Source organism: Paractinoplanes ferrugineus (genome assembly GCF_016862195.1).
GTDB lineage: Bacteria > Actinomycetota > Actinomycetes > Mycobacteriales > Micromonosporaceae > Actinoplanes > Actinoplanes ferrugineus.
The window spans coordinates 86,468-112,574 of the sequence record NZ_BOMM01000050.1; the positions used below are offsets into that span (position 1 = coordinate 86,468).

Here is a 26,107-nt window from a genome sequence, read left to right on the forward strand (position 1 = left end):
GCGGTGCGGGTGTCAGCGCGTGGCGATCGCCCCGGTGGCGGCGTCGTCGTCGGCCTCGGCGAGGAGCGCCTCCTCGTGGTTGTGCGCCTCTCGCGGCAGCCGAGTGATCAGCAGCAGGGTCACGAGGACCAGCGCGATGATCGCCCCCAGCGACCACCGCAGGGCGACGGTGAAGGTCTCGCCCCGGGCCTCATTGGCGGCGGAACCGATGGCGGTGGCCGCGGCCGGACTCGCGGCGTCGGACTGCCGGCAGCTCTGCGGTTCCGGGCCGCCGTAGTTGTCGATGCGGTCCTCGAAGCACTGCCGCACGCCGGCGATGATGCGGTCCTGCGTCTCGGCCGGCACGCCCTCCTGCTGCAGCTGGGCTCGCAGTTCGGGCGCGACCGCGGTGACCTGCGGACCGGCCGCGTGCGAGAGCGAGCTGAAGAAGATGACGCCGATGACCGCGATGCCGATCGCCCCGCCCACCTGCTGCACGGCGTTGACGAGGCCGGATCCGGAACCGGCGTCGTCGGTGGGCACCTCGGCGAGGATGAAGTCGAGGATCGGTGCCACGATCATGCCCATCCCGATGCCGCCGACCAGCAAAGCGGGGAGCAGCTGCCACGGCGTGACGTCGGTGCCGGCCAGCTCGGTGGTCAGCCCGATCCCGGCGAACCCGGCCGCCAACAGCACCGCCCCGATGACCAGGACCTTGCGGCCCAGCCGCTTGGTGAGCACGGTCGCCGAGATGGCGGCGGCGAAACTGGTGCCGAAGGACCAGGGGATGCCGGTCAGGCCCGCCTTCAGCACCGAGTAGCCGAGGCCCGCCTGCAGGTACAGCGTGAAGATGAGGAAGTACCCGGTGACGAGGGTGAAGAAGATGAGGTTCGCCGACAGTCCCGCACTGAACGACCGCAGCCGGAACAGGTTCATGGCGATCAGCGGTGATCCGTCGCGGGCGGACCGGGCGCGCTGCTGACGGACCAGCACCAGCAGGACCACCACGGCCAGGGCCATCGAGATGAAGGTCCAGGCCGGCCAGCCCCGCTCGCGCCCCTCGACCAGGGGCACCAGCAGCAGCAGCATGCCGGCGGCGAGCAGCACCACACCGACGAGATCCAGCCGCAACGGCCGCTCCGACCGCGACTCCCGGACGACGACGAACGCGGCGACGAGGGTGAGGATGCCGACCGGCACGTTGATCAGGAAGATCGTGCGCCACTGCCAGCCGAACAGGTCGAGGTCGGTCAGCACCGCGCCGAGGATGGGACCACCGACGGTGGCCAGGCCGGCCAGGCCGCCGAAGGCACCGAGCGCGGCTCCGCGCTCGGCCGGCGGGAAGGTGGCGGTCACGATGGACAGGACCTGGGGCACCATCAGGGCGGCGGCCAGGCCCTGCAGTCCCCGGGCGGCGATGAGCAGCTCCGGGTTGGAGGCCAGGCCGCAGAGGGCGGACGCGAGGGTGAAGCTCGTCACGCCGATGAGGAACAGTCGGCGACGTCCGAAGATGTCACCCAGCCGGCCGCCGGTCACCAGCAGGACGGCAAAGCTCAGCAGGTAGGCAGCGATGATCCACTGCACCTGGGCGAACGACGCACCGATGTCGGACTGGATCGACGGGATCGCTACGTTGACGATCGTCGAGTCCAGCAGGTCCATGAACGCCGCCAGCAGGACGACGATGAGGGCCCATTTGCGTCGGGAGTCGGGTGGAGTGGCGGATCGCGTGGCAGTCATGGCGTACACCCTCGGTGGATGGCGGATGTGAACACTGTTCGACCGGGCGTCGGGGCGGCTACGCTCTCGATGCATCAGTCGCTAACCATCTCAGTGAACAGTTTTCTTAGTTGAACGTTGTACTAACCTGCTGATTATTCGAGCCTACTGAGTATAGGCTCGGACTGATTATCTTAGCTACTGTGATTATTACCAGCCTAACGATGAGGTGCCCCATGTCAAGCCAGGAATCGCCCGCGCCCCGTGATCGGCAGGCGCTGGTAGCAGAATTCGACGAGGGCATGCGCGCGCTGGTGTCACGGTCCGTGCTCTTCCACCACGCGGTCGCGGATCGACTCGGCATCAACGTCAGTGACCTCAACTGCCTCGGCATCCTGGAGATGACCGGGCCGACCACCGCGGGGACCCTGGCCGAGCAGACCGGGCTGACGACCGGCGCCATCACCGGCGCGCTGGACCGGCTGGAGTCCGCCGGATACGCCCGGCGCGAACGCGACGTCAACGACCGGCGGCGGGTGATCGTGCGGCCGCTCGAAGGGGCGGCGGAGATCTACCGGTTCTTCGCCTCACTGGGCGCGGCCACCGAGAAGCTCTTCGAGCGGTACACCGACGAGCAGCTCGAGGTGCTCGTCGACTTCGTGGAGCGGGCCGGGCCCATCACCTACGAGGAGATGACCAAACTCCGGGCCTGGGGTGACGGCGCGGGGCGCCTCCAGAAGGAGCGCCCCGCCGGTCAGGCCTGAGCCGTCATCTCGTCCACCAGAGTGGTGGTGTGCTTTCCGTCGAGGAAGCGGGGATGGGCGAGGACCTCGGTCAGGAACGGGACCGTGGTCTGCACCCCCGGACCCTCGACGGCCAGCTCGCTCAGCGCCCGCTGCATGCGCGCGATCGCCTGTCGGCGGTCCTGCGCCCACACCACCACCTTGGCCAGCATCGGGTCGTAATCGGCGGTCACCCGCTGCCCCGCCTCAAGGTGGGTGTCGACCCGGGTGAACGGCCCGCCCGGCGCCCGGAACGTCGTCACCGTGCCCGCGGTCGGCAGGAAGCCCCGCCGCGGATCCTCGGCGTTCACCCGGCACTCGATGGACGCGCCCCGGGGCTGCACGTCCGCCTGGGTGAGGGTGAGCGGATAGCCGGCGGCGACGCGCAGTTGCTCGCCGATGAGGTCGACACCGGTCACCATCTCGGTGACCGGATGCTCGACCTGGATCCGGCAGTTGATCTCCATGAAGTAGAACTCGCCGTCCCCGGTGACCAGGAACTCGAACGTGCCCGCCCCGACGTAACCGGTGGCCCGCACGCCGCGTACCGCGGCCTCGTGCAACGACGCGGCGGTCTTGGGCGCGAGGCCGGGCGCCGGCGTCTCCTCGACCAGCTTCTGCCGGCGGCGCTGCACCGAGCAGTCACGCTCGCCCAGATGCACCACGCCGCCGTGGGAGTCCGCCAGGACCTGGACCTCGACGTGCCGGGCCCCGTCCAGATAGCGCTCGAGGTAGACGCGCGAATCGCCGAACACGGCCTGCCCGGTGGCCCGTACCTCGGCATAGATGCGGGGCAGGTCGTGCGGCTCGCGGACCACGGCCATGCCCCGGCCACCGCCGCCCGCGGCCGCCTTGATGATCAACGGAAAACCCACCGACGACGCCCGCTCGACGGCCTCGGCGACGGTGTCGACCGTCCGATTGCCACCCGGCAGGACCGGCAGACCGGCGTCGGCCATCACCTCCCGCGCCCGCGCCTTGTCGCCCAGCCGGGCCAGCACCGCCGGCGGCGGCCCGATGAAGGTCAGGCCCTCGGCCGCACAGATCTCGGCGAAGTCCGGGTCCTCGGAGAGGAATCCGTATCCGGGGTGGATCGCCTCGGCCCCGGTCTTGCGGGCCGCCTCGACGATCGCCGCCGCGTTGAGGTAGCTGCGCCGGGGGGCAGCGGGTCCGATGTGCACCGCCTCGTCGGCGAAGCGGACCACCGGTGCGTCCTGGTCGGCGGTCGAGTACACCGCGACCGTTCGGATCCCCAGCTCGCGGCAGGTCCGCGCAATCCGGAGCGCGATCTCGCCCCGGTTGGCGATGAGAACTGTGCTGAACATCGGTCTCCCTCCACCACCGGTCAGTCGACCGGCAGGATCACCATCAACGGTTGGTCGTACTCCACCGGCTGCCCGTCCGTCACCAGGATCTCGGTGACCCGGCCGGCCGTCTCGGCCGACACCGGGTTCATCAGCTTCATCGCCTCGACGATGCCGACCTGGTCGTCGGCCGTGACCACATCGCCGACCGCGACGAACGGGCGGGCGCCCGGTTCCGGAGCGTGATAGAAGGTGCCGACCAGCGGCGCCCGTACGACGACCCCGGCCTCGCTGAGCACCGGCGCGGCCGGTTCCGGGACCATCGGCGCCTCGGCCGGCCGCGACGAGACGCCGTCGGGCACCGGGGCGACCGGCACCGCGACCACCTCGCCCCCCGGCCACTCGACCTCGAGACTGAGATCCCCGGCGGCCACCCGGATGCGGCGCACCGAGCCGCAGGACTCGGCCACGTCGCGGATCACCCGCTGCCCCATGACCTTGAAGAGCTGTTCGGCCCGCTCCGTACCGTTCACCGCCACTGGGTGTCCCCTTCCGCTGGGTTGTCGACGCCATAGCGCCGGAACCGGCGCCGGCGTTCACTGATGAGGTCGGCGCCGCTGCGCGAGGACAGGTCGGCCAACTCCGCGGCGACCGCCGACCGCACCAGCGCCGCCGTCGCGGCCGGATCGGTGTGCGCCCCGTCGCCGGGCTCGGGGACGACACCGTCGACGATGCCGTACCGCAGCAGGTCCGCGGCCCCGATGCGCAGCGCCCGCGCGGCCTCCGGGCCGGCCTCCGAGCTCTTCCACAGGATCGCCGCACACCCCTCCGGGCTGATCACCGAGTAGGTGGCGTTGCTCAGTGCCAGGACGCGGTCGGCCACCCCCAGCGCCAGGGCTCCACCGCTGCCGCCCTCACCGGTCAGGACGGCCACGACCGGCACCGCGAGCTGCGCCATCAATCGCAGGTTCTCGGCGATCACCCAGGCCTGCCCGCGCTGCTCGGCCTCCAGACCCGGGTAGGCGCCCGGAGTGTCGACCAGGGTGACGACCGGGATGCCGAGCTTCTCGGCCAGGCGCATCACCCGGGCGGCCTTGCGGTATCCGGCCGGCGTGGGCATGCCGAAGTTGCGGGCCATCCGGTCGCGGGTGCTGTGCCCCTTCTGCGGACCGATGAGGGCGACCGGCCGCCCGTCGAGCCGGCCGATCCCGGCGACGATCGCCGAGCAGTCGGCTTCCACCCGATCGCCGTGCAGTTCCTGGAACACCTCGAGAAGGTGACCGGCGTAGTCCAAAGTGGTCGGCCGGTCGGCGTGCCGGGACAACTGAACGGTGTCCCATGCGTCGCGCTGCGCGAGTTCGCCGGGGTCGGTGAACAGCGTGCGGGCGGACGCCACCGGTTCGGCCGGGCGCAACGCCGACAGGATCCGGGCGATGGTCACCGGGATCGACGAGCGGGGGGTCACCAGGTCGACCAGCCCCTGCGCGGCCAGGAACTCCGCCGTCTGGAAGCCCGGCGGCAGCTCCTGCCGGATGGTCTGCTGGATCACCCGGGGACCGGCGAACCCGATGTGCGCACCGGGTTCGGCGAGGATGACGTCCGCGAGGGTGGCGTACGACGCGGCCACCCCGCCGTAGGTCGGGTCGGTGAGCAGCGACATGGTCAGCACGCCGGCCTCGTCCAGGGCGGCCAGCGCCTGACTGGTCTTGGCCATCTGCATCAGCGCCAGCACACCCTCCTGCATGCGGGCGCCCCCCGAGGCGGTGACGATCAGGAAAGGCACCCGCTCGGCCAGACAGACCTCGGCCGCACCGGTGATGCTCTCCCCCACCGCCACGCCCAGGCTGCCGCCCATGAAACGGAAGTCCATCGCGGCGATGATCAGGGGCTGGCCCGCGACCGTGCCCTGGGCGCAGAGCACCGCGTCGTCCAAACCGGTGGCCCGCCGGGCACCGGCCAGGCGGTCGGGGTACGGCCGCTGGTCGCTGAACTCCAGGGGGTCGGACAGCACCGGCGCGGACGCGGGCAGAGTCTCCCAGCCCTCGTCCAGGATCTGGTCGATCCGTTCGGCAGCGGTGAGGCGATGGTGGACGCCGCACCCCGGGCAGACCTGGCGCAGCCGGGCCAGCTTGCGTCCGTAGACCAGGTCACCACACCGGGGACAGCGCTGCCAGTCCTCGCCGTCGAGTGCCTCGTTGATCGCCTGGACCGTCGTACGGCTCACGTCGAGCATTGACATATCGATCACTCCTGTCCTCCGACCGGGTCATTCTCGGCCGAGGCTGCTGTAGGACTGGTCGAAGCGCGCTGGAGATGCCCGCCGACGGGCGGCTCGACGCCGCGTCGAGCGTTCGTGGAGCTGTCCTGGGCCGGCAGCGGCAAGCATCGGTGCGCATCCACAGCCGGTCGCACCGAAACGGAGACGACAGTGACGACACGAACCCCCACCGGGGCGGCACCGAACCCGGATCAGCCCGACGAGACCATCGACGCCGGCCGCCGGCCGACCGCGGGCTGAGGGGGCGTCATGCGGGTCTTCGTCACCGGTTCGATCGCGACCGATCATCTGATGACCTTCAGCGGACGGTTCACCGAGCAGCTGATCCCCGAGCAGCTGCACACCGTCTCGCTGTCCTTCCTCGTCGACGACCTGGTGGTGCGGCGCGGCGGAGTCGCCGCCAACATCGCGTACGGCCTGGGGTTGCTGGGCCTGCGCCCGGTGCTCGCCGGCGCCGTCGGCCCGGACTTCGCCGACTACCGCACCTGGCTGCAGGACCACGGCGTCGACACCTCCGGCGTCCTGGTCTCACCGCGGCACCACACCGCGCGCTTCGTGTGCACCACCGACGCCGCCCAGAACCAGATCGCCTCGTTCTACGCCGGGGCCATGTCCGAGGCCCGGCACATCGGTCTGGGCGAACTGGCCGAGCGGGTGGGCGGTCCGCACCTGGTCCTGATCGGCGCCAACGACCCCGAGGCGATGCTGCGGCACGTCGCCGAGTGCCGGGCCCGCGGCTACGTGTACGCCTCGGACATCTCCCAGCAGCTCGCGTTGCTCGACCGCGAGTCGGTCCGCCGGCTGGTGACCGGCGCGGCCTTCCTGTTCACCAACGAGTACGAGCACGAGTTGCTCACCAGCCGCACCGGATGGAGCACCGAGGAGGTCCTGGACCGGGCCGGAACGTGGGTCACCACATTGGGACCGGCCGGCGTCCGGTTGCAGCGGGCGAACGAGAGCGCCGTCGAGGTCCGGCCGCCCGGCGTCGTCGAGTCGGTGGATCCCACCGGCGCGGGCGACGCGTTCCGGGCCGGGTTCCTGGCCGCCGCGACACGTGGCCTGGATCTGGTCCGCGCCGCCCAGCTCGGATGTCTGCTGGCCGGCCGCTCGCTCGTCGTGCCGGGACCGCAGGACTACGACTGGGACGACGCGTCCGCCCGGGAAACACTGAGCACCGCGTACGGACCGGAGGTGGCCGACCAGATCCTGAGCCGCCTCGCCACCGAACCGGCACTGAGCCGGGTGTGACCGGTCACCACGAGCGACGGCCCCGGGAATCACTCCCCGGGGCCGTCGCGTGGATGGTGGTCAGACGCCGGCGAGCTTTTCCAGCACCGGCACCAGCTCGACCGGGGTCGGATGGTCGTGCATCTGTCGTTGCGCCGCCCGCGCGGAGACCCCGAACGACGGTTCACCGAGCAGCGCCGCCAACGCCTCGCGCAGGCCCGGCGCGTCGCAACCGGCACGGTCGAGCGTGAGCCCGGCCCCGGCACCGGTCAGCTGACGGGCGTGGGTGGCGTGGTCCGGCAGTTGCGGAACGATCACCTGGGGCAGGCCGGCGGTCAGCGCGGTCAGCATTGTCCCCGCACCACCGTGGTGGACCACGGCGGCACAGGTCTCCAGCACCAGATGCAGGGGCACCGAGCGGCACACGATGGCACCCGGTGGCACCTCACCCAACTGCCCGGCCTGCTCGTCGGTCACCGCGTAGAGCACTTCATGATCCGCGCCGATCAGGCGACCGACCTCGCCCGCCAGGAAGCGCTGCCCGCCCAGCTTGGACATGGTCGTACCCCAGGTGACACAGACTCGCGGCCGGTCACCGCGCGGCGGCAGCACCGGCGCGGCGGCGGCCGTGCCGTTGTACGGCACGTACCGGATCGGTTGGGGCCGGTAGTCCACCGGCAGCCGCAGGCTCTCCGGCGCCGGGTCGACGACCAGGTCGCCGCCGACGTCGACCCGGTCGATCCCGAGCCGTCCGGTGAGCGGAGCCAGGGCCCCGGCCGCGGCCCCCCGGAACGCGTGGAGCATGTCGACGCCATAGAGGAACCGGGCCGACGGCACCCCGAGCGCGCCGGCGACCAGCGGCCCGGCCCACGTGGTCGTCTCGAAGACCAGCAGGTCCGGCCGGAAGTCGCGGGCCAGACGGAGCAGGTCGGGTGTCATGGCCTCGGCCAACGCCACCACCATGGCCAGGGCCCGCGGCGTCCGCGGCGGCCCGGTCGGACCGGGCGCGGACGGACCGGCCGCGGACGGTACGGGCGCCGGCACCGGCGCCCCGGACGCGTAACCGCGGACCAGTCCCGGAACGTCGACGTCCGCGCCGACCGGCACCACCGGCAGACCCGTGGCGGCGGCGACCGGGACGAGCCCCGGCTGTGTCGCCACCCGGACCTCGTGCCCGGCCGCCCGGCACGCCCAGGCCAGCGGGACCATCGGGAAGAGATGTGATTGCCAACCCCAGTTGACGAACAGAACGCGCATGGCGGCTCAGGCCACCCGGGCTTCGACCAGCCGCAGCGGGGTGCCGGTCGCCGTGACCCCGGAGTAGGTCAGCCCCGCCCGGGTGAAGATGTCCGCCCACTGTTCCGCGGTCCGCTCCCGGCCCCCCATCACCAGCAGCATGTGCAGGTCCATCAACGCGTCCCACGGGGTCTCCGGCGGGTCGGCGACGAGTTGCTCCAGCAGCACGACGCGAGCGCCCGGCCGCGCCACGCGCACGCAGTTGCGGAGCACGGTGATGCAGGCGTCGTCGTCCCACATGTGCAGGACCTGACGGATCAGGAAGAGGTCACCGGCGGGTACGGACTCGAAGCAGTCCCCGGCCACCAGCGTGCAGCGCTCGGCCAGCGGCGGGCTGGTCAGCTCGAGCAGCGCCGACCGGATGGCGTGCTCCCGGTCGAACAGCACACCGCGGACGTCCGGATACCGGTTGAGCAGGGACAGCACCACACTGCCGTGCCCGCCGCCGACGTCCACGAAGGTGCCCACGCCCGACATGTCCAGCGCGTCGAGCACCAGGGGGTTCGTCGCCCGGGACTGAGCCGCGAACCCGCGAAGGGCGGCCGCTCCCGCCGCGTTGTCGTCCTCCGCGAAATAGGTGAACAGGTCCTTGCCGTAGTGCTCCACGAAGGCGCACTTGCCGCTGCGCACGCTCTCGGCGAGCTTGCCCCACATCGCCCAGCCCCAGTCCGAGCCGGTCAGCATGATGTCGGTCAGCGGGACCGGGGCATCCTTGCGCAGCGCCCGCGAGGGCGTGCTGTGCGCGTACCAGCCCGGACGAACCTGCTGGAAGATGCCGAACGACACCAGCGCCCGCATCAGCCGGGTCAGGGCGTCCGGATCGGCGTCGACGGCGGCGGCGAGCTCGGCGATGGACACCGGCTCCTCCCCTATCGCGTCGGCCAGCCGCAACTGGGCGCCCGCCTGCACCACCGCACTGGCCCACATCCCCCAGCCCAGCTCGGCCACCGCCTGCACCGGCGGGGGCCCGATCACCGGGGCTCCCTCGCAGGCCTGGGCCACGTCCTTCTCCACAGTTGTCGTGCGGTCCGTCATCGCGTTTGCCCTCCGGTCAGTCATGCGTGCCGCGCCGGCCCTCGAGGACGACGATCGGCGCTCGGTCGAAGCCGCTCAGCCGGGTCCGCCGTACCTGCTCGAATCCGGCGGCGCGCAGCAGCTCCTCGTACTCGTCACCGGTGCGAACCCGGCCTCCGGTGAGCACCATGAACTCCACGTCGTTGGCGTGGACGTGCGAGGTGTCCCCGGTGTCCTCCCAGTCGACGACCACCAGCCGGCCACCGGCCGGCGCGGCCGCCGCGCAGACCGAAAGGACCGTGGCGGCCGTGTCGTCGTCGAGGTCGCACAGGATGTTCTTGAGCAGGTACAGGTCCCCGCCGGGCGGCACGGCCACCCGGAAGTCGCCGCCGACCGTCTCGGTCCGGCCGGCCAGCCCGCGCCGGGCCAGCTCCGCCTCGGCGTACGGCACCGCCCAGTCCAGGTCGAGCAGGACACCATGGGCCTGTGGTGCGGCGTCCAGCACCGCGGCCAGCACCGTCCCCGGGCTGCCCCCGACGTCGACGACCCGCCGCACCCCGGTGCAGTCGATGGTTCGCACGAGCGCGTCCGCCGCCTCCGCCGACAGGGTCGCCGAGGTCTCGACGTACGCCCGCGCCTCGGCCGGATGTTTCGCGTAGTGGTCCCAGTGGCTGGTCCCGAGGACCTGCTCGGACGCCGGCCGGCCGGTCCGCACCACGTCGGCGATCTGTTCCCAGGGCCGGGTCATCCCCGGCGCGTTCACCGCGATGGTGAAACCACGCAGCGAGGGGACGTCGGAACGCAGCAGCGCTCCGCGGTCGGTCAACGCGAACCGGCCGCCCTCCTCGGCGGTGACCAGATCGTGCAGCACGCACACCCGCAGGAAGCGGTGCAGGCTCGGCGCGTGGGCGCCGATCGCCGCCGCCACCTGCACCGCGGTCCGCGGCCCGCCGGCCAGCTGGTCCGCGATGCGCAGCTCGGCCAGCCCGCGCATCACCAGCCCCGCGGACCAGTGGTACGGGGCCAGTCGCCCCAGCGCCTGGATGGGCGCGAACCCGCCGCTGTCACCCGTCTCCGACACCGATCGTCCTCCCGAGTCGTGGGGCCGCCGGGCGGCGGCCGGCCTCACCGTCGCAACCAGATCTCGCGCCCGGCTGGAGCGCCGGTGGATGCTCCCGGCGGGCGTCGCGCCGCGATCGATCACGCCTCCAGGACCGCGGCGCACCATGCCGTGTCGTGGGTGGACCACGGCGGGCGCGGACGAGAAGGAGCGGTCGATGGACAGGCGTACGGCACTGGTGACCGGAGCCAACCGCGGACTGGGCCGGGCGGTGGCGGACGCGCTGGCCGCCCTGGGCCACCGGGTCGTGGTCACCGCGCGTGATCCCGGCGAGGCCGGGGCCACCGCGCGGGAGCTGCCCGGCGAGGCCGTCGGGCTGGGCCTGGACGTCACCGACGACGCGGCCGTCGCCGGGCTGGCCGAGCGGGCCGGCCCGATCGACATTCTGATCAACAACGCCGGTGTCCAGCTCGACTGGGGCCGGGACCCGCTGACGGTGCCGATCGACACCGTCCGCCGGCAGCTGGAGGTCAACACGCTGGGCGCCTGGCGGGTCACGGCCGCGCTCCTGCCCGCGATGACGGAACGCGGATGGGGCCGGGTGGTGATGGTGTCCAGCGGCATCGGCACGTTCGCCAACGGCCTCTTCCCCGGCAGCCCCGGCTATTCGCTGTCCAAGGCGGCGCTCAACGCCGCCACCGTCCTGTTCGCCCGCGCCACCTCGAAAACCGGTGTGCTGGTCAACGCGGTCAACCCCGGGCTGGTACGAACCCGCATGCGGCCCGAGGCGCAGCGCAGCCCCGAGGCCGCCGCCCAGGACGTGCTGGCGGCCGTGCTGCTGCCGGACGACGGTCCGACCGGGGTGCTGCTCCGCTCCGGCCGGACCGTGCCGTGGTGAGACCCGGGCGAACCGGGCCTCGGCTCAGTGGCCGCCGGCGACGTTGACCACCGAGCCGGTCACGTTGCCGTTGGCCGCCGAGGCCAGGAAGACGACCACATTCGTCACGTCCTCCACAGTGGAGAACCGCAGGTGCGGCATGCCCTGATCCAGCAACTTGCGGGCCTGTTCGGGGGACCGTCCGGCGATCTTGTCGCGCAGGGCCGGCGGCAGCTTGCCCAGCAGGCCCTCGGTGAGCGTCGGGCCCGGCGCGACCACGTTGCTGAGGATCCCGTCGTCGAACAGCTCCGTGGCCAGGCTGCGGCTGAGGCCGTGCAGCGCGGCCTTGCCCGCGGTGTAGGCCTCGTCGCCCGCGCGGCCCCGGAACACGATGCTGGCCGACATGAACACGATGCGGCCCCAGCTGCGGCGCCGCATCGTCGGCAGCACCGCCTGGACGGTGTGGAACGCGCCCTCCACCTCGGTCCGCAACTGCGGCTCCCAGGTGCTGGGCGAGATCTGGTCGAAGGGTTCCGGCCGCGGGTTCGGGCCGCCGGTCGCTGAGGCGTTGACCACCAGGGCGTCGATGTCACCCCACCGGTCGGTCACGGCCGCCACCGCCTGATCCATCGACGCCCGGTCGGTGAGGTCGTACGGCACCGCCATCGCCGAGCCGCCGGCCATCTCGATGTCCCGCACCACCCCCCGGGCCGTCTCCGCCCGCCGGTGGTAGGTGAGAGCCACGTGCGCGCCTTCGGCACCGAACTGCTGAGCCAGTGGCCGGCCGATCCCCCCGCTGCCGCCGGTGATCAGGACCACCCGGTCCTTGAGACCCAATTCCATCGGTACTCCTCCTCGTGTCGTCAGGCGCACGGCAGGACCGCCCGTACGTCCTCGCTACGTCAGTAGCGGCGCGCACTCGAACCCGGCTGGACTCCAGCACCCCTCCAGCACCGGTCCAGCGGGTGCTCACAGCATGGGTCGCGGCCCCGCCGAGCATCGCTTCGCCGCGTGGCTCCCAAGCGCTTCAACGCGTCAATGCCAACGGAAAGGACCTCGCTCATGGCGAGCAACACTCCTCAGAACACGACGCTCGATCTGCCGGGCATCATTCAGCTGGGCATGGACTTCGGCAGCGCCAAGGTGCTGCTGACCGCGAACGAGATCGACCTGTTCAGCGTCCTGGACGCCGACGGCCCAGGCACCGAGCCGGAGATCCGGGAACGGCTGGGCCTGCACTCGCGCGGCACCCGGGACTTCCTCAACGCCCTGGTGAAGCTGGGCCTGCTGCACCGCGAGGACAGCCGGTACCGCAACACCGCGGCCGCGGAGACCTACCTGGTCAAGGGGAAGCCGACCTACGTCGGCCGCTTCCTGGAGCGCTCGAACCGGGTGCTCTACCAGGCCTGGGGCGGGTTCACCGAGTCGCTGCGCACGGGCGAGTCGCAGGTCGAGGGGCACGGCGACGACAACATGTTCAAGCACCTGTACCGCGACGAGGCGCAGATGCGCGACTTCATCGCCATGATGGACGCGCTCAACTCCGCCGTCGGGCCGGTGCTCGCCGAGTCCTTCGACTGGTCGGCCCGCAAGACCGTGGTCGACATCGGTGGTGCCCGCGGCAACCTGGCCGCCGCGCTGGTCAAGGCGCACCCTCATCTGACCGCCACGGTCTTCGACCTGCCCCCGGTGGAAGCGGCGTTCCGCGACCACGTCGACGAGCTGGGACTGGCCGACCGGATCTCCTTCCAGGGGGGTGACTTCTTCGCCGACACGCTGCCCACCGCGGACGTCATCGTCTTCGGCCACGTGCTCGAGGACTGGTCGCCCGAGCGGCGCCAGCAGCTGATCAGCAAGGCGTTCGAGTCGCTGCGCCCGGGCGGGGTGGTGCTGGTCTACGACCCCATGCTCGACGACGAGCTCAGCCCGTTGAACAACCTTCTCACCAGCCTCACCATGCTCGTCGTCACGCACGGCGGCAGCGAGTACGCGGTCGAGGACTGCCAGGGCTGGATGCGGACGGCCGGCTTCGCCCGGACCGAGGCGAAGGTGCTGGAGACCAACGACATCCTCGTGGCCGGTTACAAGGACTGAGAGCGTGCCGAGCCCGGACGCGACGGCCGACAGTGCCGCCGAGCGTCCGGGCCGGCCGGGAGAGGAGGCAGTCGTGGCCCGGACGCTGAGTGTGCTGGTCCTGCTCGGAAGCGGTCTGACCGCGGGCGTGCTGTTCGCCGTGGCGCTCAGCGTCATGCCGGCGCTGCAGGCGATGCCGGCGGACCGCTACGTCTACACCCACAAGCTGATCGGCCGGCACTGGGACCCCACCATGCCCGCCATCGTGCTGGGCAGCACGGCACTGGCCCTGGTGCTCGCCTTCCTGGCGCCGGACCGGACGACGCGCGTGCTGTACGCGGTGGCGGCGGTGCTACTGCTCGGCGTCTCCGGGGTGTCCCACCTGTGCAACGTGCCGATCAACCGGCGGGTCAAAGGGCTCGATCCGGGCGCCGTCCCGGCCGACTGGCAGGACCCCCGCCGGCTCTGGCGCAACTGGAACCTGCTGCGCACCGCCCTGGCGTTCACCGCCTTGGCGGTGCTCGGCTCCGCCACCGTGCTCGCCTGATCCACCGTGCTGGCTCGACCCGACAGGAGGCAACGCATGCGACTGGCCGTCAACGTGCCGCAGCAGGGCGCCGGCGAGGCGGTGGAGGAGGCGGAACGGCTCGGCTACGAGATCGCCTTCGTACCCGAGGGCTACCGTTCGGACGCGGCGAGCCTGCTGGGCTACATCGCCGCCCGTACCACCCGGATCCACCTGGCCGCCGGTGTCTTCCAGATGCCCGGACGCACGCCGGTGATGACCGCGATGACCACCGCGATGCTGGACGGGCTGTCCGGCGGCCGTTTCCGCATCGGCCTGGGCAGCGCCAACGCGCATGTCATGGAGGGATGGCACGGCGCGCCGTTCGACCGGCCGCTGGGCCGGACCCGGGAGTACGTGGCCATCCTGCGGGCCGCGCTGGCCGGCAAGCCGGTCGTGCACCTCGGCGAGCACTTCCGGATCCCGCTGCCCGGCGGCCGGGGTGAGCCGTTCCGGTTGCCGGGCCGGCTGATCAACCCGGACATCCCGATCTACCTGGCCGCGGTGGGACCCCGGGCGCTGGAGCTCGCCGGCGAGATCGCCGACGGGTGGTTCGGCGTCTTCTGCTCGCCGGACCGGATCACCGAGGCGCTCGGCCGGATCCGGGCCGGCGCCGCCCGCTCCGGCCGCGGCCTGGCCGGCTTCGAGGTGATCCCGTCGGTGCCGATCGTCGTCGGTGCCGATCCGGCCGTTTGTGCCGACGCGATCCGCAACTACGTGGCCCGCTTCGTCAGCCTCGGCGACCGCGCCCACAACTTCTATTACGCGTTCCTGGAGAAGTCCGGCCACGGCGCCGCGGCGGCGACGATCTGGCAGCGCTTTCGGGACGGCGACCTCGACGGCGCGGCGGCCGCCGTCCCCTTCGACTTCCTCGACGCCACCGCGCTGCTCGGTCCGCCGGACCGCATCGCCGACCGGCTCGCGGCGTACGCGGCCGCCGGCGTCACCACGATCGCGCTGTCGCCGTTCGCCGCCGATCCGCAGCAGCGGCTCGAGGCCCTCCGGGTCGCCGCCGCGGCGTCGGCCGCGCTGTCCCCGCTCACCACGAAGGAGCGCCATGTCCACTGATCAGGTCCACCTGCGATTTCCGTTCGTCGCTCCGGGCTCGCTGGAGCTGCCGCCGGAGTTCGCCGCCCTCCGGACCGACGAGCCGGTGGCGCCGGTGACGCTGCCCACCGGCGACCGCGCCTGGCTGCTGACCCGTTACGCGGACGTGCGGGCGGCCCTGGCGGACGCCCGGCTGAGCCGGGCGGCGGCCGAGGCGCCCGACGCGCCCCGGATGGGTAACACCACCCCGGGCGGCAAGACCATCCTCGGGATGGACCCGCCCGACCACACCCGGCTGCGCCGCCTGGTGATGCAGGCGTTCACCGCGCGGCGGGTGGTCGGCCTGCGCAAGCACATCCAGCAGAAGGCCGACGAGCTGGTCAACCTGGTGCTGGTGGCACCGCGGCCGGTCGATCTGATGAGCTGCTACGCGCTGAGCCTGCCCATCAAGGTCATCTTCGAGCTGCTCGGTGTGCCGTACGAGGACCGCGACCGGTTGCACGCCTGGAGCGAGATCATCTTCGCGCTGGGCGACCGGAGCCGGGAGGAGGTGGGCGAGGCCCGGGGCCGGATCGAGTCGTACCTGGCCGACCTCATCGCCCAGCGCCGGGCCACCCCCAGCGACGACCTGCTCGGACTGCTGGTGCACGCCCGCGACGAGGGCAACAAGCTCAGCGAGGAGGAGCTGCTCAACTTCGCCCTCATCCTGCTCACGGTGGGGCACCAGAGCACCGCGAACTCGCTGGGCACCGCACTCTTCCTGCTGCTGCGCCACCCCGAGCAGCTCGACCGGTTGCGCGCCGATCCGAAGCTCATCGGCCCGGCGGTGGAGGAGCTGCTGCGGTACAACCCGTTCGTCTTCACCGGCACCCAGCTGCGGGTGGCGCTGGAGGATCTGGAGATCGCGGGAGTCACGATCCGGCGGGGCGAGGCGGTGATCTGCGCGCTGGGCTCGGCCAACCACGACGCGACGGTGTTCGACGACGCCGACCGCCTGGACATCGGCCGACTCGACAACCCCCACCTGGCCTTCGGCTTCGGCGTGCACCACTGCCTGGGGGCGCAGCTGGCCCGGATGGAGATGCAGATCGCCATCGAGACCCTGGTGCGGCGGGTCCCGGCCACGATGCACCTGGCCGTCCCCGAGCAGTGGCTGACCTGGAAGACCGGGCTGACCGCCCGGGCCCTGGCCAACCTCCCGGTCGACTGGTGAGCCGGCGATGAACACCTGGCGGATCGAGATAGACCGCAGCCGCTGCCGCGGTACGGGCATCTGCGCCACGGTCGCCCCCGGCCGGTTCGCGGTGGACGACATGTTGCGGTCGTCCCCCGTGCACCCCGTGGTGGATCCGGACGACGCCGTCCTGGACGCCACCGAATCGTGCCCCCTCGCGGCGATCACCGTCTTCGACACGGCCACCAGCCGGGTCGTGGCGCCGCACGACCTGGCCGAGTGATCGGCACCGCACCGTCCATCCCTCGCACCGCACTCCTGAGGAGATCTCATGACCACTGCCATGCCCCGGCGCCGGTTGCTGCGCAACGGCGTCACCGGCCTCACCGGCGTCGCGGCCGGCGCGATAGCCGCGCCCCTGATCGCCGGTGGGCCGGCGGCGGCGGCCGGTTCGATCGTCAAGGCACCGCTGCCGGTCGGCAACTGGGAGGCCATCGTCGCCTTCCCGGACCAGCCCGGCGTCTCCGAGCTCTCACTGTTCGCGTTCGCCTACGACGGCAACTTCGCGCAGACCTCCGGCCCGCAGACCACCGGTCTGGGCTGGTGGCGGCCCACCAGCACCGGCTTCCAGTACGGCTGGCGGCACCTGGCCTTCGACGGCGAGGAGTTCCAGTTCACCGTGCGCGGCCTGCAGACCGCCACCCTCACCGGCAAGACCTTCACCTCGACCGGCACCGGCACAGCGGTGGCCGCCGACGGCTCCGTGCTGTTCACCGCCCGGACCACCGTCCAGGCGACCTGGTACGGACCCGCGTGAGCCGGCCCGCACCGGACAGCCCGACGGCGAGGAGGGAATAGCCATGTGCGGCATCGCAGGATGGGTGGACTTCGACCGGGATCTGCGCACCGAGGGCGTGGTGCTGGCCGACATGACCGCCACCATGGCGCTGCGTGGACCCGACGCGGGGGGAGTGTGGCTCTCCCCGCACGCCGGGCTGGGCCACCGGCGGCTGGCGGTCATCGACATCGAGGGCGGCCGGCAGCCCATGATCGCCGAGGAGGACGGCCGCCCGCTGGCCGTGATCAGCTACTCCGGCGAGGTCTACAACTTCCCCGAGCTGCGCCGTGAACTGGAGTCCTACGGGCACCGGTTCCGCTCCCGCAGCGACACCGAGGTGGTGCTGCGGGCCTACCTGCAGTGGGGCGAGTACTTCGCCGAGCGACTCAACGGGATGTTCGCGTTCGCCCTCTGGGACGTGCGTCGCGAGGAACTGCTGCTGGTGCGCGACCGGGTCGGCATCAAGCCGCTCTACTACTACCCGACGCCGGGTGGCCTGCTCTTCGGCTCCGAGCCCAAGGCCATCCTGGCCCACCCGCTCGTGGACCGGGTCGTCGACGCCGACGGCCTGCGGGAGTTGTTCGCCGGCGTGAAGACCCCCGGTGGCGGCGTGCTCAGGGGCATGCCGGAGCTCACGCCGGGACACGTGCTGCGGATCGGCCGGTCCGGCACCCGGATCCGCCGGTACTGGTCGCTCACCGCCCACGAGCACACCGACGACCTGCCGACGACCCTCGACACGGTCCGCGGGCTGCTGACCGACATCGTCGAACGGCAGGTCGTCGCCGACGTTCCACTGTGCACGATGCTCTCCGGCGGCCTGGACTCCAGCACGCTCACCGCCCTGGCGTCCCGGTCGATGGCCGGCACCGGGGAGCGGGTCCGCTCCTTCTCGGTCGACTTCGTGGGTTACGCCGACAACTTCGAACCGGATCTGACCCACCCCACGGTGGACTCGCCGTACGTGCAGGAGGTGGTCGACCACGTCGGCGCCCAGCACAGCCACGTGGTGCTGGGCAACGAGGAGATGACGCTGCCGGAGATCCGCAAGGCGGTCGTCGAGGCGATGGACTGGCCGGTGCTGATCGCCGGTCCGGGCAGCATGGACATCTCGCTGTACCTGCTGTTCCGGGCCATCCGCCAGCACTCGACGGTGGCGCTCACCGGCGAGTCGGCGGACGAGTTGTTCGGCGGCTACCCGTGGTTCCACCATCCGGAGTACGGCCAGCCCGGCACGCTGCCCTGGAGCCTGGCGCACAACCTCGGGTTCCCGGCGCTGTTCGGACCCCTGCGGTCCCGGCTGGACGTGGCGGGATACCAGCGCGACCAGTACCGCGCGGCGGCCGCGGAGGTGCCGCGGATGCCGGGTGAGAGCCCCCGGGACCAGGTCGCCCGGGACACCACGTACTTCTTCCTGACCCGATTCATGCGCACCCTGCTGGATCGCAAGGACCGGCTGAGCATGGCCCTGGGCCTGGAGGTCCGGGTGCCGTTCTGCGACCACCGCCTGCAGGAGTACGTGTTCAACACGCCGTGGAGCATGCGGACCTACGACGGGCAGTGGAAGAGCCTGCTCCGCGGGGCGGTCGGTGACCTGCTCCCGGCCGACGTGCTGAACCGCCCCAAGACCGGCTACCCGGTGTCCAACGACCCCTCCTACGACCGGGTCGTCCGCGACGAGCTGGTCAAACTGCTGGCCACCGGGGACGCCGCGGTGGAGCCGCTGCTCAACCCGGCGGTCGTCGGCGACCTGCGGTCGGATCCGGCGGCCGCGGGCCGGCTGACCCGCATCGAGGTGGACACCGCCCTGCACCTCAACGAGTGGCTGACGACGTACGGGCTGAGGCTCGCCCTCTGACCGACGGCGCTCAGCCGAGAAAGGACGCGGCCGTGACAACCCAATCCCCACCCGCTCCGCCGGCTCCGCAGGCACGTCCGCGTGGTTTCGGGGCGCTGTTCCTGACCGACCTCTGGGAACGGTTCGGCTTCTACGGGATGCAGGCCATCCTGGTGCTGTACGCCGCCGATCCGCGGGCGGAGGGTGGGCTGGGCCTGCCCCCCACCAGCGCCGCCGCCCTGTTCGGCGCCTACCTCGGCCTGACCTTCATGCTGTCGCTGCCCGGCGGGTGGATCGGCGACCGGATCCTGGGCACCCGCCGGGCCGTGCTGTGGGGCACCCTCGCGGTGGCGACCGGTTACTTCGTGCTGGCCCTGCCCACGATCGGCACAGCACCGCTCGGACTGCTGCTGGTGTCGCTGGGCACGGCGCTGCTCAAGCCCAACCTGACCACGATGCTCAGCCTCATCTACGGGCGCGACAGCCACGGCCGGGAGGCCGGCATCTCACTGTTCTACGTGGGCATCCAGCTCAGTGCGATGCTCGGCCCGCTGGTCACCGGTTTCCTCGGCGAGACCATCGACTGGAACCTCGGCTTCGCCGCGGCCGGGGTGGCGATGCTGCTGGGGACGGCGCACTACCTGGCCGGCTACCGCCGGTTCGGTGACACGGGGGCGGCGCCGGCCCGGCCGATCGGGGCCGCGGCGCTCGCGGTGGTGGTCCGCCGGACCTCCGCGATCGTCGGTGCGGTGCTGGTGGCGGTCGTGGTGCTGGTGCTGTCCGGGGCGGCCAGCGCGGAACTCGCCATCATCGTGGTCGGCCTCAGCGCGCTGATCCTGCCGACGTTGTGCTTCTTCCTGCTGGTACGCCGCCCGGAGCTGACCGAGCGGGACCGGTCCCGGATGCGCTCGTTCCTGTGGCTGCTGTTCGGCGCGGCGCTGTTCTGGATGATCGTCGGCCAGGACGGCGCGTTGCTGAATCTGTTCGCCCAGCGGTCGACCGATCGGACCTGGTTCGGATTCGCCATCCCGGCCAGTTGGCTCCAGTCGGCGACCCCGGTCTTCATCCTGATCCTCGCCCCGCTGCTGGCCCGCTGGTGGACCACCCGCGGCTCCCGGTCCAGCGCACCGGTCAAGTTCTCGGTGGGTCTGTCGTTCGCCGGGGTCAGTTTCCTCATCATGGCGGTGGCCGCCGACCGGGCCGCCGTGGCGGCGGTCTCCCCCGGCTGGCTGGTGTCGGTCTATCTGCTGCACGCCTGCGGCGAACTGGTGGTCGCCTCGGTGGGCATCAGCGCGGCGATAGACGCGGCACCGCGGACCCACGCCGGGCAGATGATCGGCGTGTGGTGGCTGTTCAGCGCCATGGGCGCCGGGCTCGGCAGCCAGGTGGTCCGGCTGGCCGACGTGCTGCCGGACAGCGTCTACTACGGCGCTCTCGGGGCCCTGGGGTGCGGGTACGCGGGCCTGCTGTTCGTCCGCCGCCGGCGGATCGCCGGGGCCCTGGCCGTCGACCCGGCAAACGACCGGGCCGGCGACCCGACGCGGACGGAGCCTCAGGACGTGGCGGCGCCACGGCCGGTGTGACGTCTCGCCTCTCGCCCGACGGTGGCCGGTCTCGCAACGAGACCGGCCACCTGCTCGTCCGCGACCCGACGAGCGCTGCTCCAGCGGCCTTCGACCTGACCGCGATGCCGGCTACCGACGATGGGGCTGGCTCCGATGCGGGGCCGGAACGTTGCGCTGACACCCGCCCATCGACCGATCGACCCCAAGGAGAGCCAGGTGCACCGCACATTGATCGTCGCTCGGATGCAACCGTCCGAGGCGGACGCCGTCGCATCGATCTTCGCCGAGTCGGATGCCACCGACCTCCCGCACATGATCGGCGTCTCCCGCCGCACGCTGTTCCGCTTCCACGACCTGTACTTCCACCTCGTCGAGGCGGACGACGACATCACGCCGAACCTCTACGAGGCGCGTAAGCACCCGCTCTACGACACCGTCAACAAGGGGCTGGCGGAGCACATCCGCCCGTACGACCCGAATTGGAAGGAGCCCAAGGACGCGATGGCCGTGCCCTTCTACGTCTGGGAGCCGCAGCGGGGAGGCAGCCGTGCCTGAGCCCGTCGCCCGAGCGGTATCCGTCACCGAGGTGGCGCCGAACCGGCGCCGCGGTGGCGACATCCGAGTGGTGCTGAGCCCGCGGACGGTCGGATCCACCTCCGGCTTCATGGGGGTCCTCACGCTGCGGCCCGGCGAGTTCGTCGCCGAGCACTACCACCCCCACTCCGAGGAATTCCTGCACGTCGTCAAGGGATCGCTGACGATGCGCCTGGACGGCGGTCCGGAGGCCGGCGGAAGCGTGGTGTCGCTGACCGCCGGTCAGGGCCTGATGGTGCCGATCGGCATGCGGCACCGCCTGGAGAACTCGCACGACGGTGACGCCGAGCTGGTGTTCCACCTGAGTCCGCTGGCCCCCCGCCCGGAGCTGGGCCATGTCGACACCGAGGAGTTGCCGAGCGCCGACGAGCCGCAGCTCAACGTGGGGGGTGTGCGGTGACCGGGCGCACCGCGGTGATCACCGGGATCGGCGTGGTGGCCCCCGGCGGCACCGGCACCAAGGCGTTCTGGGAGACGCTCACCGCCGGCCGCACGGCGACCCGGGAGATCTCGTTGTTCGACGCCGCCGACTTCCGCTCGCGGGTCGCCGCCGAATGCGACTTCGACCCCCGCCAGGAGGGGCTGTCCCCGCAGGAGGAACGCCGGATGGATCGGGCGGCGCAGTTCGCCGTCGTGGCCGCCCGCGAGGCCTGGGCCGACAGCGCCCTGGACCGCGGCGGGCTGCGCCCGGAACGCATCGGCGTGAGCCTGGGCAGCGCGGTCGGGTGCACGATGGGCCTGGAGGACGAGTACGTCGTGCTCAGCGACGCGGGCCGGTTCTGGGAGGTCGACCCGACGTACCGGGTGCCGCAGCTCTACGGCTACATGGTGCCGAGCACCCTGGCGGTGGAGGTGGCCTGGGCGTCCGGCGCGGAAGGGCCGGTGTCGCTGACGTCGACGGGATGCACGGCCGGACTGGACTCCGTGGGCGCCGGCGTGCAGATGCTCGTCGACGGTCTGGCCGACGTGGTGGTGGCGGGCGCCACCGATGCCCCGATCTCGCCGATCTCGGTCGCCTGTTTCGACTCCATCCGGGCCACCACGCCGAACAACGCCGATCCGGAGCACGCCTCGCGCCCGTTCGACCTGCACCGTGACGGATTCGTGCTGGGCGAGGGTTCGGCCGTGCTGATCCTCGAGGAGAAGTCGGCGGCGATGCGCCGGGGTGCGCACATCTACGCCGAGATCGTCGGCTACGCCAACCGCAGCAACGCCTTCCACATGACCGGTCTCAAGCCCGACGGCCGGGAGATGGCCGAGGCGATCCGGGTGGCGCTGCGCCAGGCCAAGCTGGATCCGCAGGCGGTGGACTACATCAACGCCCACGGTTCCGGCACCCGGCAGAACGATCGGCACGAGACCGAGGCCTTCAAGCGCAGCCTGGGCGAGCGGGCCTACCAGGTGCCGGTGTCGTCGATCAAGTCGATGGTCGGTCACTCGCTCGGCGCCATCGGCTCCATCGAGATAGCGGCCTGTGCACTGGCCATCGAGCACCGGGTGGTGCCGCCCACGGCGAACCTGCACCATCCGGACCCGGAGTGCGACCTGGACTACGTGCCGCTGACGGCGCGGGAACACGACGTCGACACGGTGCTGTCGGTGGGCAGTGGGTTCGGCGGCTTCCAGTCGGCCATGCTGCTGACCCGGTCGGGCCGGGCATGACCGCCGTCGTCACCGGTGTCGGGGTTGCCGCGGCCACCGGGCTGAGCCTGTCGGCACACTGGGAACAGGTGCTGGAGGGCCGATCGGCGATCGGTCCGATCACCCGGTTCGACAGCAGCCGGTACCCGGTCAAGCTGGCCGGTGAGGCCGGTGACTTCCACACCGCCGAGCACGTGCCCAGCCGGATCGCGGTGCAGACCGACCGCTGGACGCATCTCGGGTTGACCGCGGCGGCGCAGGCACTGGCCGACGCCGGCATCGAACCGGCGGACCAGCCCGAGTACGAGATGGCGGTGGTGACGGCCAGTTCGTCCGGCGGCACCGAGTTCGGCCAGCGCGAGATCCACCGGCTGTGGTCCAAAGGACCGGACCACGTGGGCGCCTACCAGTCCATCGCGTGGTTCTACGCGGCCACCACCGGCCAGATCTCCATCCGGCACGGCATGCGCGGCTCCTGCGGAGTGGTCTGCACCGAGCAGGCCGGCGGCCTGGACGCCGCCGCGCGCAGCCGGCGGCTGCTGTCCAACGGGGCCCGGATGGTGCTCACCGGGGGCACCGACGCCTCGCTCTGCCCGTACGGCCTGACCGCGCAGTTGACGACCGGCCGGCTCAGCACCCAGACCGACCCGGCCGTGGCCTACCGCCCGTTCGACCGGCAAGCCGACGGCTACGTGCCGGGCGAGGGCGGTGCGCTCTTCGTGATGGAGGAGGAGTCGGCCGCGGTCGCCCGGGGCGCCCCGCAGATCTACGGGCGGCTCAGCGGGTTCGCCTCGACGTTCGATCCCGCACCCGGCTCCGGGCGTCCACCCGGGCTGCGGCGCGCCGCCGAACTCGCCCTGGCGGACGCCGGTCTGGGTCCGGCGGACATCGGCGTGGTGTTCGCCGATGCCGTGGGGGTGCCGGAACTGGATCGCCAGGAGGCGGAGGCCATCACCGCACTGTTCGGCGCCCGCGGTGTCCCGGTCACCGCCCCCAAGACGATGACCGGCCGCCTGTACGCCGGGGGCGCGGCCCTTGATCTGGTCACCGCGATGCTCGCCGTCCGCGACGAGGTCCTGCCGCCCACCGTCGGCGTCGTCGAGCCGGCGCCGGGCTACGACCTGGATCTGGTTCTCCGGGCTCGGCCGGCGCCGGTCACGGCGGCGCTGGTCCTGGCCCGGGGGTACGGCGGCTTCAACGCCGCGGCGGTGGTCACCACCACCCGCTCCTGAGCCGTACCCGAAGCACGACCTGCGACTACGAGGAGGAAACGCCGTGTCCGACAAGTTCACCCTGGACGACCTGCGACGCATCATGCGCGAGTGTGCGGGCGAGGACGAGAACGTCGATCTGTCCGGCCCGATCGGCGACCGAGGGCTGGAAGACCTGGGGTACGACTCGCTGGCCCTGCTGGAGATCGCCAGCCGGATCCAGCGGGAGTACGGCATCCCCATGTCGGACGAGTCGATCGCCGAGATGACCACCCCGAACGAAGCCGTCACCTATGTCAACAAGCGGTTCGCCACAATCTGAGGAGCAGAGATGGCAGGGCACACCGACAACTCCGTCGTGATCGACGCTCCGCTGGACCTGGTCTGGGACATGACCAACGATGTCGCGTCCTGGCCCCGGCTGTTCAGCGAGTACGCGGCCGCGGAGATTCTTGAGAAGCGCGGCGATCTGGTCGTCTTCCGGCTCACCATGCACCCGGACGAGGAGGGCCGGATCTGGACCTGGGTGTCACAGCGCACCGCCGACCCGGCCACCCGTACGGTGCGCGCGCACCGGGTGGAGACCGGCCCCTTCGAGTACATGAACATCGCCTGGTCCTACACCCAGGAGGCGGACGGCGTGCGGATGCGCTGGGTGCAGGACTTCCACATGAAGCCGTCGACACCGGTCGACGACGACGGGATGACCGAGCACCTGAATCGCAACACCGCCATCCAGATGCAGCGGATCAAGAAGCTCGTCGAGCAGGCGGCCACCAGCGCGGCCGGCTCCTCCGTGCGATGAACGGGCTCGTTCCGACCCTGCTGGCGCTTGCGCTGGCGGGCAACGGGATCGCGGCCGGCGTGATGCTCTCCACCGTCATCGGGATCGTTCCGCTGGTCCTGGTTCTGCCGTACGAGCGCTACGTCAACACGATCCAGTTCATGTGGCCCCGGTACGACCCGTTCATGCCGATCACCCATGCCGTGACCGTGGTGCTGGACATCGTGCTGTTCGTGGTGGTGGACGTGCCGGCGGCGCGCTTGCTGTTCGGCGCCGCGGCGGTGGTGCTGACCGTGGTCATGGTGATCTCCCTGGTCAAGAACGTGCCGATGAACCGGTACGTGATGTCGCTCGACCCGAACCGGCAGCCGGCCGACTGGAGCCGGACCGACCCGCGCCCGAGCTGGCGCAACTGGAATCTGCTCCGCACGACGCTGGCAGTCGTGGCCCTGGCCGGGAACGCGGCCGCGGCCGCGGCGCTGGCCTGACCCACCATGAAGGAGAAAGACATGAGCGTGGTACTCGACGGCAAGAAGGTGCTCGTGACCGGCGGCAGCCGGGGCATCGGCCGGGCCATCGTGCTGGCCCTGGCCGGCGCGGGGGCCGACGTCATGACGTGCTACCGCAGCGAGGGCGAGGCGGTGGACAGCCTGGCCCGTGAGCTCAAGAGCACCGCCGGCGACCACCACCTGGTCCGGGCGGACGTCAGCGACCAGACCGACCTGGCCCGGCTGATCGACGAGGCCCGGCAGCGGTACGGGCGGCTCGACGCGCTGGTCAACAACGCCGGCGTGATCAGCCACATCCCGTTCGCCGAACTGTCGCTCGACGAGTGGCGCCGGGTGCTGGACAACAACCTCACCGCTCCGTTCGAGGTGACCCAGCGGGCCCTGCCGTTGCTGCCCGAGGGCGCCTCGGTGGTCACCATCGGATCGCGGGTGGCGACCATCGGCATCCCGTTGCGGGCGCACTACACCGCGGCCAAGTCCGGGCTGATCGGCCTGACCCGTTCGCTGGCCAAGGAACTGGGCGGCCGCGGCATCCGGGTCAACGTGGTGGCCCCGGGACCGATCGAGACCGAGGAGGAGGTGAGCCCGCAGGTGCGCCAGCGCTATCAGCAGCTCATCGCCCTGCGCCGGCTCGGTCGGCCGGAGGAGGTCGCGAACGCGGTGTTGTTCCTGGTCAGCGATCTGTCCACGTTCGTCAGCGGCGAGACCATCAACGTGGACGGGGGCATCTGAC

Annotated in this window: 27 protein-coding genes; 19 read left to right on the top strand and 8 right to left on the bottom strand. The window is 71.6% G+C overall.

Translation table 11 applies throughout. The features are described 5' to 3' along the window. Window positions 1–12 precede the first annotated feature (12 nt). Window positions 13–1,719 (bottom strand): MFS transporter, encoded by a 1,707-nt coding sequence (locus tag Afe05nite_RS27590; RefSeq protein ID WP_203820140.1) that lies wholly within the window; start codon window positions 1,717–1,719, stop codon window positions 13–15. A gap of 215 nt (window positions 1,720–1,934) precedes the next feature. On the opposite strand from Afe05nite_RS27590, the gene Afe05nite_RS27595 reads away from it, so the two are divergent. Continuing rightward, the gene (locus tag Afe05nite_RS27595; protein WP_203820141.1) at window positions 1,935–2,462 is read left to right on the top strand and encodes a MarR family winged helix-turn-helix transcriptional regulator; all 528 of its coding nucleotides are present in this window, start codon (window positions 1,935–1,937) and stop codon (window positions 2,460–2,462) included. Here the strand turns inward: Afe05nite_RS27595 and Afe05nite_RS27600 are convergent. The 3 genes from Afe05nite_RS27600 to Afe05nite_RS27610 are packed head-to-tail and all read right to left on the bottom strand — an operon-like array spanning window position 2,453 to window position 6,017. Then, a complete protein-coding gene (locus Afe05nite_RS27600) occupies window positions 2,453–3,805 on the bottom strand; it encodes an acetyl-CoA carboxylase biotin carboxylase subunit (RefSeq protein WP_203820142.1) in 1,353 nt (450 codons plus the stop codon). The genes Afe05nite_RS27595 and Afe05nite_RS27600 overlap by 10 nt on opposite strands. 20 nt (window positions 3,806–3,825) lie before the next feature. After that, window positions 3,826–4,317 (bottom strand): acetyl-CoA carboxylase biotin carboxyl carrier protein, encoded by a 492-nt coding sequence (gene accB, locus Afe05nite_RS27605; RefSeq protein WP_239118231.1) that lies wholly within the window; start codon window positions 4,315–4,317, stop codon window positions 3,826–3,828. Further along, window positions 4,314–6,017, bottom strand: coding sequence for an acetyl-CoA carboxylase carboxyltransferase subunit alpha (locus Afe05nite_RS27610; protein WP_203820274.1), 1,704 nt, complete (start codon window positions 6,015–6,017; stop codon window positions 4,314–4,316). Before Afe05nite_RS27610 ends, accB begins: the two co-directional genes overlap by 4 nt. Before the next feature lie 294 nt (window positions 6,018–6,311). Between Afe05nite_RS27610 and Afe05nite_RS27615 the strand changes: the two genes are divergently transcribed. After that, window positions 6,312–7,310 carry a carbohydrate kinase family protein gene (locus Afe05nite_RS27615; protein WP_203820143.1) on the top strand — a complete coding sequence of 333 codons (999 nt, stop codon included), beginning with the start codon at window positions 6,312–6,314 and terminating at the stop codon, window positions 7,308–7,310. 60 nt (window positions 7,311–7,370) lie between these two features. Here Afe05nite_RS27615 and Afe05nite_RS27620 read toward each other — a convergent pair whose 3' ends face one another. From Afe05nite_RS27620 to Afe05nite_RS27630, 3 genes are read right to left on the bottom strand one after another with little or no spacing between them, the layout of a single operon-like run. Beyond that, window positions 7,371–8,546: a nucleotide disphospho-sugar-binding domain-containing protein gene (locus tag Afe05nite_RS27620; protein ID WP_203820144.1), complete on the bottom strand. Its 1,176-nt coding sequence runs from the start codon at window positions 8,544–8,546 to the stop codon at window positions 7,371–7,373. Between the two features lie 6 nt (window positions 8,547–8,552). Next, window positions 8,553–9,620: a methyltransferase gene (locus Afe05nite_RS27625; protein WP_203820145.1), complete on the bottom strand. Its 1,068-nt coding sequence runs from the start codon at window positions 9,618–9,620 to the stop codon at window positions 8,553–8,555. Between the two features lie 16 nt (window positions 9,621–9,636). Beyond that, the gene (locus Afe05nite_RS27630) at window positions 9,637–10,680 is read right to left on the bottom strand and encodes a methyltransferase (RefSeq protein ID WP_203820146.1); all 1,044 of its coding nucleotides are present in this window, start codon (window positions 10,678–10,680) and stop codon (window positions 9,637–9,639) included. Window positions 10,681–10,876: 196 nt separating this feature from the next. On the opposite strand from Afe05nite_RS27630, the gene Afe05nite_RS27635 reads away from it, so the two are divergent. Beyond that, window positions 10,877–11,557, top strand: coding sequence for an SDR family NAD(P)-dependent oxidoreductase (locus tag Afe05nite_RS27635; protein WP_239118232.1), 681 nt, complete (start codon window positions 10,877–10,879; stop codon window positions 11,555–11,557). A gap of 24 nt (window positions 11,558–11,581) precedes the next feature. Here the strand turns inward: Afe05nite_RS27635 and Afe05nite_RS27640 are convergent, their stop codons facing one another. Continuing rightward, the gene (locus Afe05nite_RS27640; RefSeq protein WP_203820148.1) at window positions 11,582–12,379 is read right to left on the bottom strand and encodes an SDR family NAD(P)-dependent oxidoreductase; all 798 of its coding nucleotides are present in this window, start codon (window positions 12,377–12,379) and stop codon (window positions 11,582–11,584) included. Between the two features lie 219 nt (window positions 12,380–12,598). On the opposite strand from Afe05nite_RS27640, the gene Afe05nite_RS27645 reads away from it, so the two are divergent. The 16 genes from Afe05nite_RS27645 (at window position 12,599) to Afe05nite_RS27720 (ending at window position 26,106) form a co-directional block, all read left to right on the top strand. Further along, entirely contained in the window at window positions 12,599–13,630 is a 1,032-nt protein-coding gene (locus tag Afe05nite_RS27645; protein WP_203820149.1) for a methyltransferase, read from the top strand. Window positions 13,631–13,634: 4 nt separating this feature from the next. Further along, on the top strand, window positions 13,635–14,156 hold the full coding sequence (locus Afe05nite_RS27650; RefSeq protein ID WP_239118233.1) for an anthrone oxygenase family protein: 522 nt from the start codon (window positions 13,635–13,637) through the stop codon (window positions 14,154–14,156). Window positions 14,157–14,192: 36 nt separating this feature from the next. Beyond that, window positions 14,193–15,242: an LLM class flavin-dependent oxidoreductase gene (locus Afe05nite_RS27655; RefSeq protein ID WP_203820150.1), complete on the top strand. Its 1,050-nt coding sequence runs from the start codon at window positions 14,193–14,195 to the stop codon at window positions 15,240–15,242. Further along, entirely contained in the window at window positions 15,232–16,434 is a 1,203-nt protein-coding gene (locus tag Afe05nite_RS27660) for a cytochrome P450 (protein WP_203820151.1), read from the top strand. Before Afe05nite_RS27655 ends, Afe05nite_RS27660 begins: the two co-directional genes overlap by 11 nt. 7 nt (window positions 16,435–16,441) lie before the next feature. Then, on the top strand, window positions 16,442–16,678 hold the full coding sequence (locus Afe05nite_RS27665; RefSeq protein ID WP_203820152.1) for a ferredoxin: 237 nt from the start codon (window positions 16,442–16,444) through the stop codon (window positions 16,676–16,678). A gap of 48 nt (window positions 16,679–16,726) precedes the next feature. After that, window positions 16,727–17,212, top strand: coding sequence for a hypothetical protein (locus Afe05nite_RS27670; RefSeq protein ID WP_203820153.1), 486 nt, complete (start codon window positions 16,727–16,729; stop codon window positions 17,210–17,212). Window positions 17,213–17,255: 43 nt separating this feature from the next. Then, entirely contained in the window at window positions 17,256–19,091 is a 1,836-nt protein-coding gene (gene asnB, locus Afe05nite_RS27675) for an asparagine synthase (glutamine-hydrolyzing) (protein ID WP_203820154.1), read from the top strand. Window positions 19,092–19,123: 32 nt separating this feature from the next. Then, on the top strand, window positions 19,124–20,653 hold the full coding sequence (locus Afe05nite_RS27680) for a peptide MFS transporter (protein WP_203820155.1): 1,530 nt from the start codon (window positions 19,124–19,126) through the stop codon (window positions 20,651–20,653). 198 nt (window positions 20,654–20,851) lie between these two features. Continuing rightward, window positions 20,852–21,190 (top strand): TcmI family type II polyketide cyclase, encoded by a 339-nt coding sequence (locus Afe05nite_RS27685; protein WP_203820156.1) that lies wholly within the window; start codon window positions 20,852–20,854, stop codon window positions 21,188–21,190. Continuing rightward, on the top strand, window positions 21,183–21,629 hold the full coding sequence (locus Afe05nite_RS27690; RefSeq protein ID WP_239118234.1) for a cupin domain-containing protein: 447 nt from the start codon (window positions 21,183–21,185) through the stop codon (window positions 21,627–21,629). The genes Afe05nite_RS27685 and Afe05nite_RS27690 overlap by 8 nt, the downstream gene beginning before the upstream one ends. Next, entirely contained in the window at window positions 21,626–22,891 is a 1,266-nt protein-coding gene (locus Afe05nite_RS27695) for a beta-ketoacyl-[acyl-carrier-protein] synthase family protein (RefSeq protein WP_203820157.1), read from the top strand. Before Afe05nite_RS27690 ends, Afe05nite_RS27695 begins: the two co-directional genes overlap by 4 nt. Continuing rightward, entirely contained in the window at window positions 22,888–24,102 is a 1,215-nt protein-coding gene (locus tag Afe05nite_RS27700; protein WP_203820158.1) for a ketosynthase chain-length factor, read from the top strand. The genes Afe05nite_RS27695 and Afe05nite_RS27700 overlap by 4 nt, the downstream gene beginning before the upstream one ends. Window positions 24,103–24,145: 43 nt before the next feature. Continuing rightward, window positions 24,146–24,403, top strand: coding sequence for an acyl carrier protein (locus tag Afe05nite_RS27705; protein WP_239118235.1), 258 nt, complete (start codon window positions 24,146–24,148; stop codon window positions 24,401–24,403). A gap of 9 nt (window positions 24,404–24,412) precedes the next feature. Further along, on the top strand, window positions 24,413–24,886 hold the full coding sequence (locus Afe05nite_RS27710) for an SRPBCC family protein (RefSeq protein ID WP_203820159.1): 474 nt from the start codon (window positions 24,413–24,415) through the stop codon (window positions 24,884–24,886). Then, on the top strand, window positions 24,883–25,353 hold the full coding sequence (locus Afe05nite_RS27715; RefSeq protein WP_203820160.1) for an anthrone oxygenase family protein: 471 nt from the start codon (window positions 24,883–24,885) through the stop codon (window positions 25,351–25,353). The genes Afe05nite_RS27710 and Afe05nite_RS27715 overlap by 4 nt, the downstream gene beginning before the upstream one ends. 21 nt (window positions 25,354–25,374) lie before the next feature. Beyond that, window positions 25,375–26,106 carry an SDR family NAD(P)-dependent oxidoreductase gene (locus tag Afe05nite_RS27720; protein ID WP_203820161.1) on the top strand — a complete coding sequence of 244 codons (732 nt, stop codon included), beginning with the start codon at window positions 25,375–25,377 and terminating at the stop codon, window positions 26,104–26,106. Window position 26,107: the final 1 nt, after the last annotated feature.

What these genes read in the sequence shown, in the direction of transcription:
- Afe05nite_RS27700 (WP_203820158.1), top strand. Translation starts at nt 22,888, where the DNA reads ATGACCGCCGTCGTCACCGGTGTCGGGGTTGCCGCGGCCACCGGGCTG.
- Afe05nite_RS27640 (WP_203820148.1), bottom strand. Translation starts at nt 12,379, where the DNA reads ATGGAATTGGGTCTCAAGGACCGGGTGGTCCTGATCACCGGCGGCAGC.
- Afe05nite_RS27660 (WP_203820151.1), top strand. Translation starts at nt 15,232, where the DNA reads ATGTCCACTGATCAGGTCCACCTGCGATTTCCGTTCGTCGCTCCGGGC.
- Afe05nite_RS27665 (WP_203820152.1), top strand. Translation starts at nt 16,442, where the DNA reads ATGAACACCTGGCGGATCGAGATAGACCGCAGCCGCTGCCGCGGTACG.
- Afe05nite_RS27625 (WP_203820145.1), bottom strand. Translation starts at nt 9,620, where the DNA reads ATGACGGACCGCACGACAACTGTGGAGAAGGACGTGGCCCAGGCCTGC.
- Afe05nite_RS27615 (WP_203820143.1), top strand. Translation starts at nt 6,312, where the DNA reads ATGCGGGTCTTCGTCACCGGTTCGATCGCGACCGATCATCTGATGACC.
- Afe05nite_RS27645 (WP_203820149.1), top strand. Translation starts at nt 12,599, where the DNA reads ATGGCGAGCAACACTCCTCAGAACACGACGCTCGATCTGCCGGGCATC.
- Afe05nite_RS27610 (WP_203820274.1), bottom strand. Translation starts at nt 6,017, where the DNA reads ATGCTCGACGTGAGCCGTACGACGGTCCAGGCGATCAACGAGGCACTC.
- Afe05nite_RS27710 (WP_203820159.1), top strand. Translation starts at nt 24,413, where the DNA reads ATGGCAGGGCACACCGACAACTCCGTCGTGATCGACGCTCCGCTGGAC.
- Afe05nite_RS27655 (WP_203820150.1), top strand. Translation starts at nt 14,193, where the DNA reads ATGCGACTGGCCGTCAACGTGCCGCAGCAGGGCGCCGGCGAGGCGGTG.
- Afe05nite_RS27670 (WP_203820153.1), top strand. Translation starts at nt 16,727, where the DNA reads ATGACCACTGCCATGCCCCGGCGCCGGTTGCTGCGCAACGGCGTCACC.
- Afe05nite_RS27590 (WP_203820140.1), bottom strand. Translation starts at nt 1,719, where the DNA reads ATGACTGCCACGCGATCCGCCACTCCACCCGACTCCCGACGCAAATGG.
- Afe05nite_RS27595 (WP_203820141.1), top strand. Translation starts at nt 1,935, where the DNA reads ATGTCAAGCCAGGAATCGCCCGCGCCCCGTGATCGGCAGGCGCTGGTA.
- Afe05nite_RS27620 (WP_203820144.1), bottom strand. Translation starts at nt 8,546, where the DNA reads ATGCGCGTTCTGTTCGTCAACTGGGGTTGGCAATCACATCTCTTCCCG.
- Afe05nite_RS27600 (WP_203820142.1), bottom strand. Translation starts at nt 3,805, where the DNA reads ATGTTCAGCACAGTTCTCATCGCCAACCGGGGCGAGATCGCGCTCCGG.
- Afe05nite_RS27635 (WP_239118232.1), top strand. Translation starts at nt 10,877, where the DNA reads ATGGACAGGCGTACGGCACTGGTGACCGGAGCCAACCGCGGACTGGGC.
- asnB (WP_203820154.1), top strand. Translation starts at nt 17,256, where the DNA reads ATGTGCGGCATCGCAGGATGGGTGGACTTCGACCGGGATCTGCGCACC.
- Afe05nite_RS27715 (WP_203820160.1), top strand. Translation starts at nt 24,883, where the DNA reads ATGAACGGGCTCGTTCCGACCCTGCTGGCGCTTGCGCTGGCGGGCAAC.
- Afe05nite_RS27720 (WP_203820161.1), top strand. Translation starts at nt 25,375, where the DNA reads ATGAGCGTGGTACTCGACGGCAAGAAGGTGCTCGTGACCGGCGGCAGC.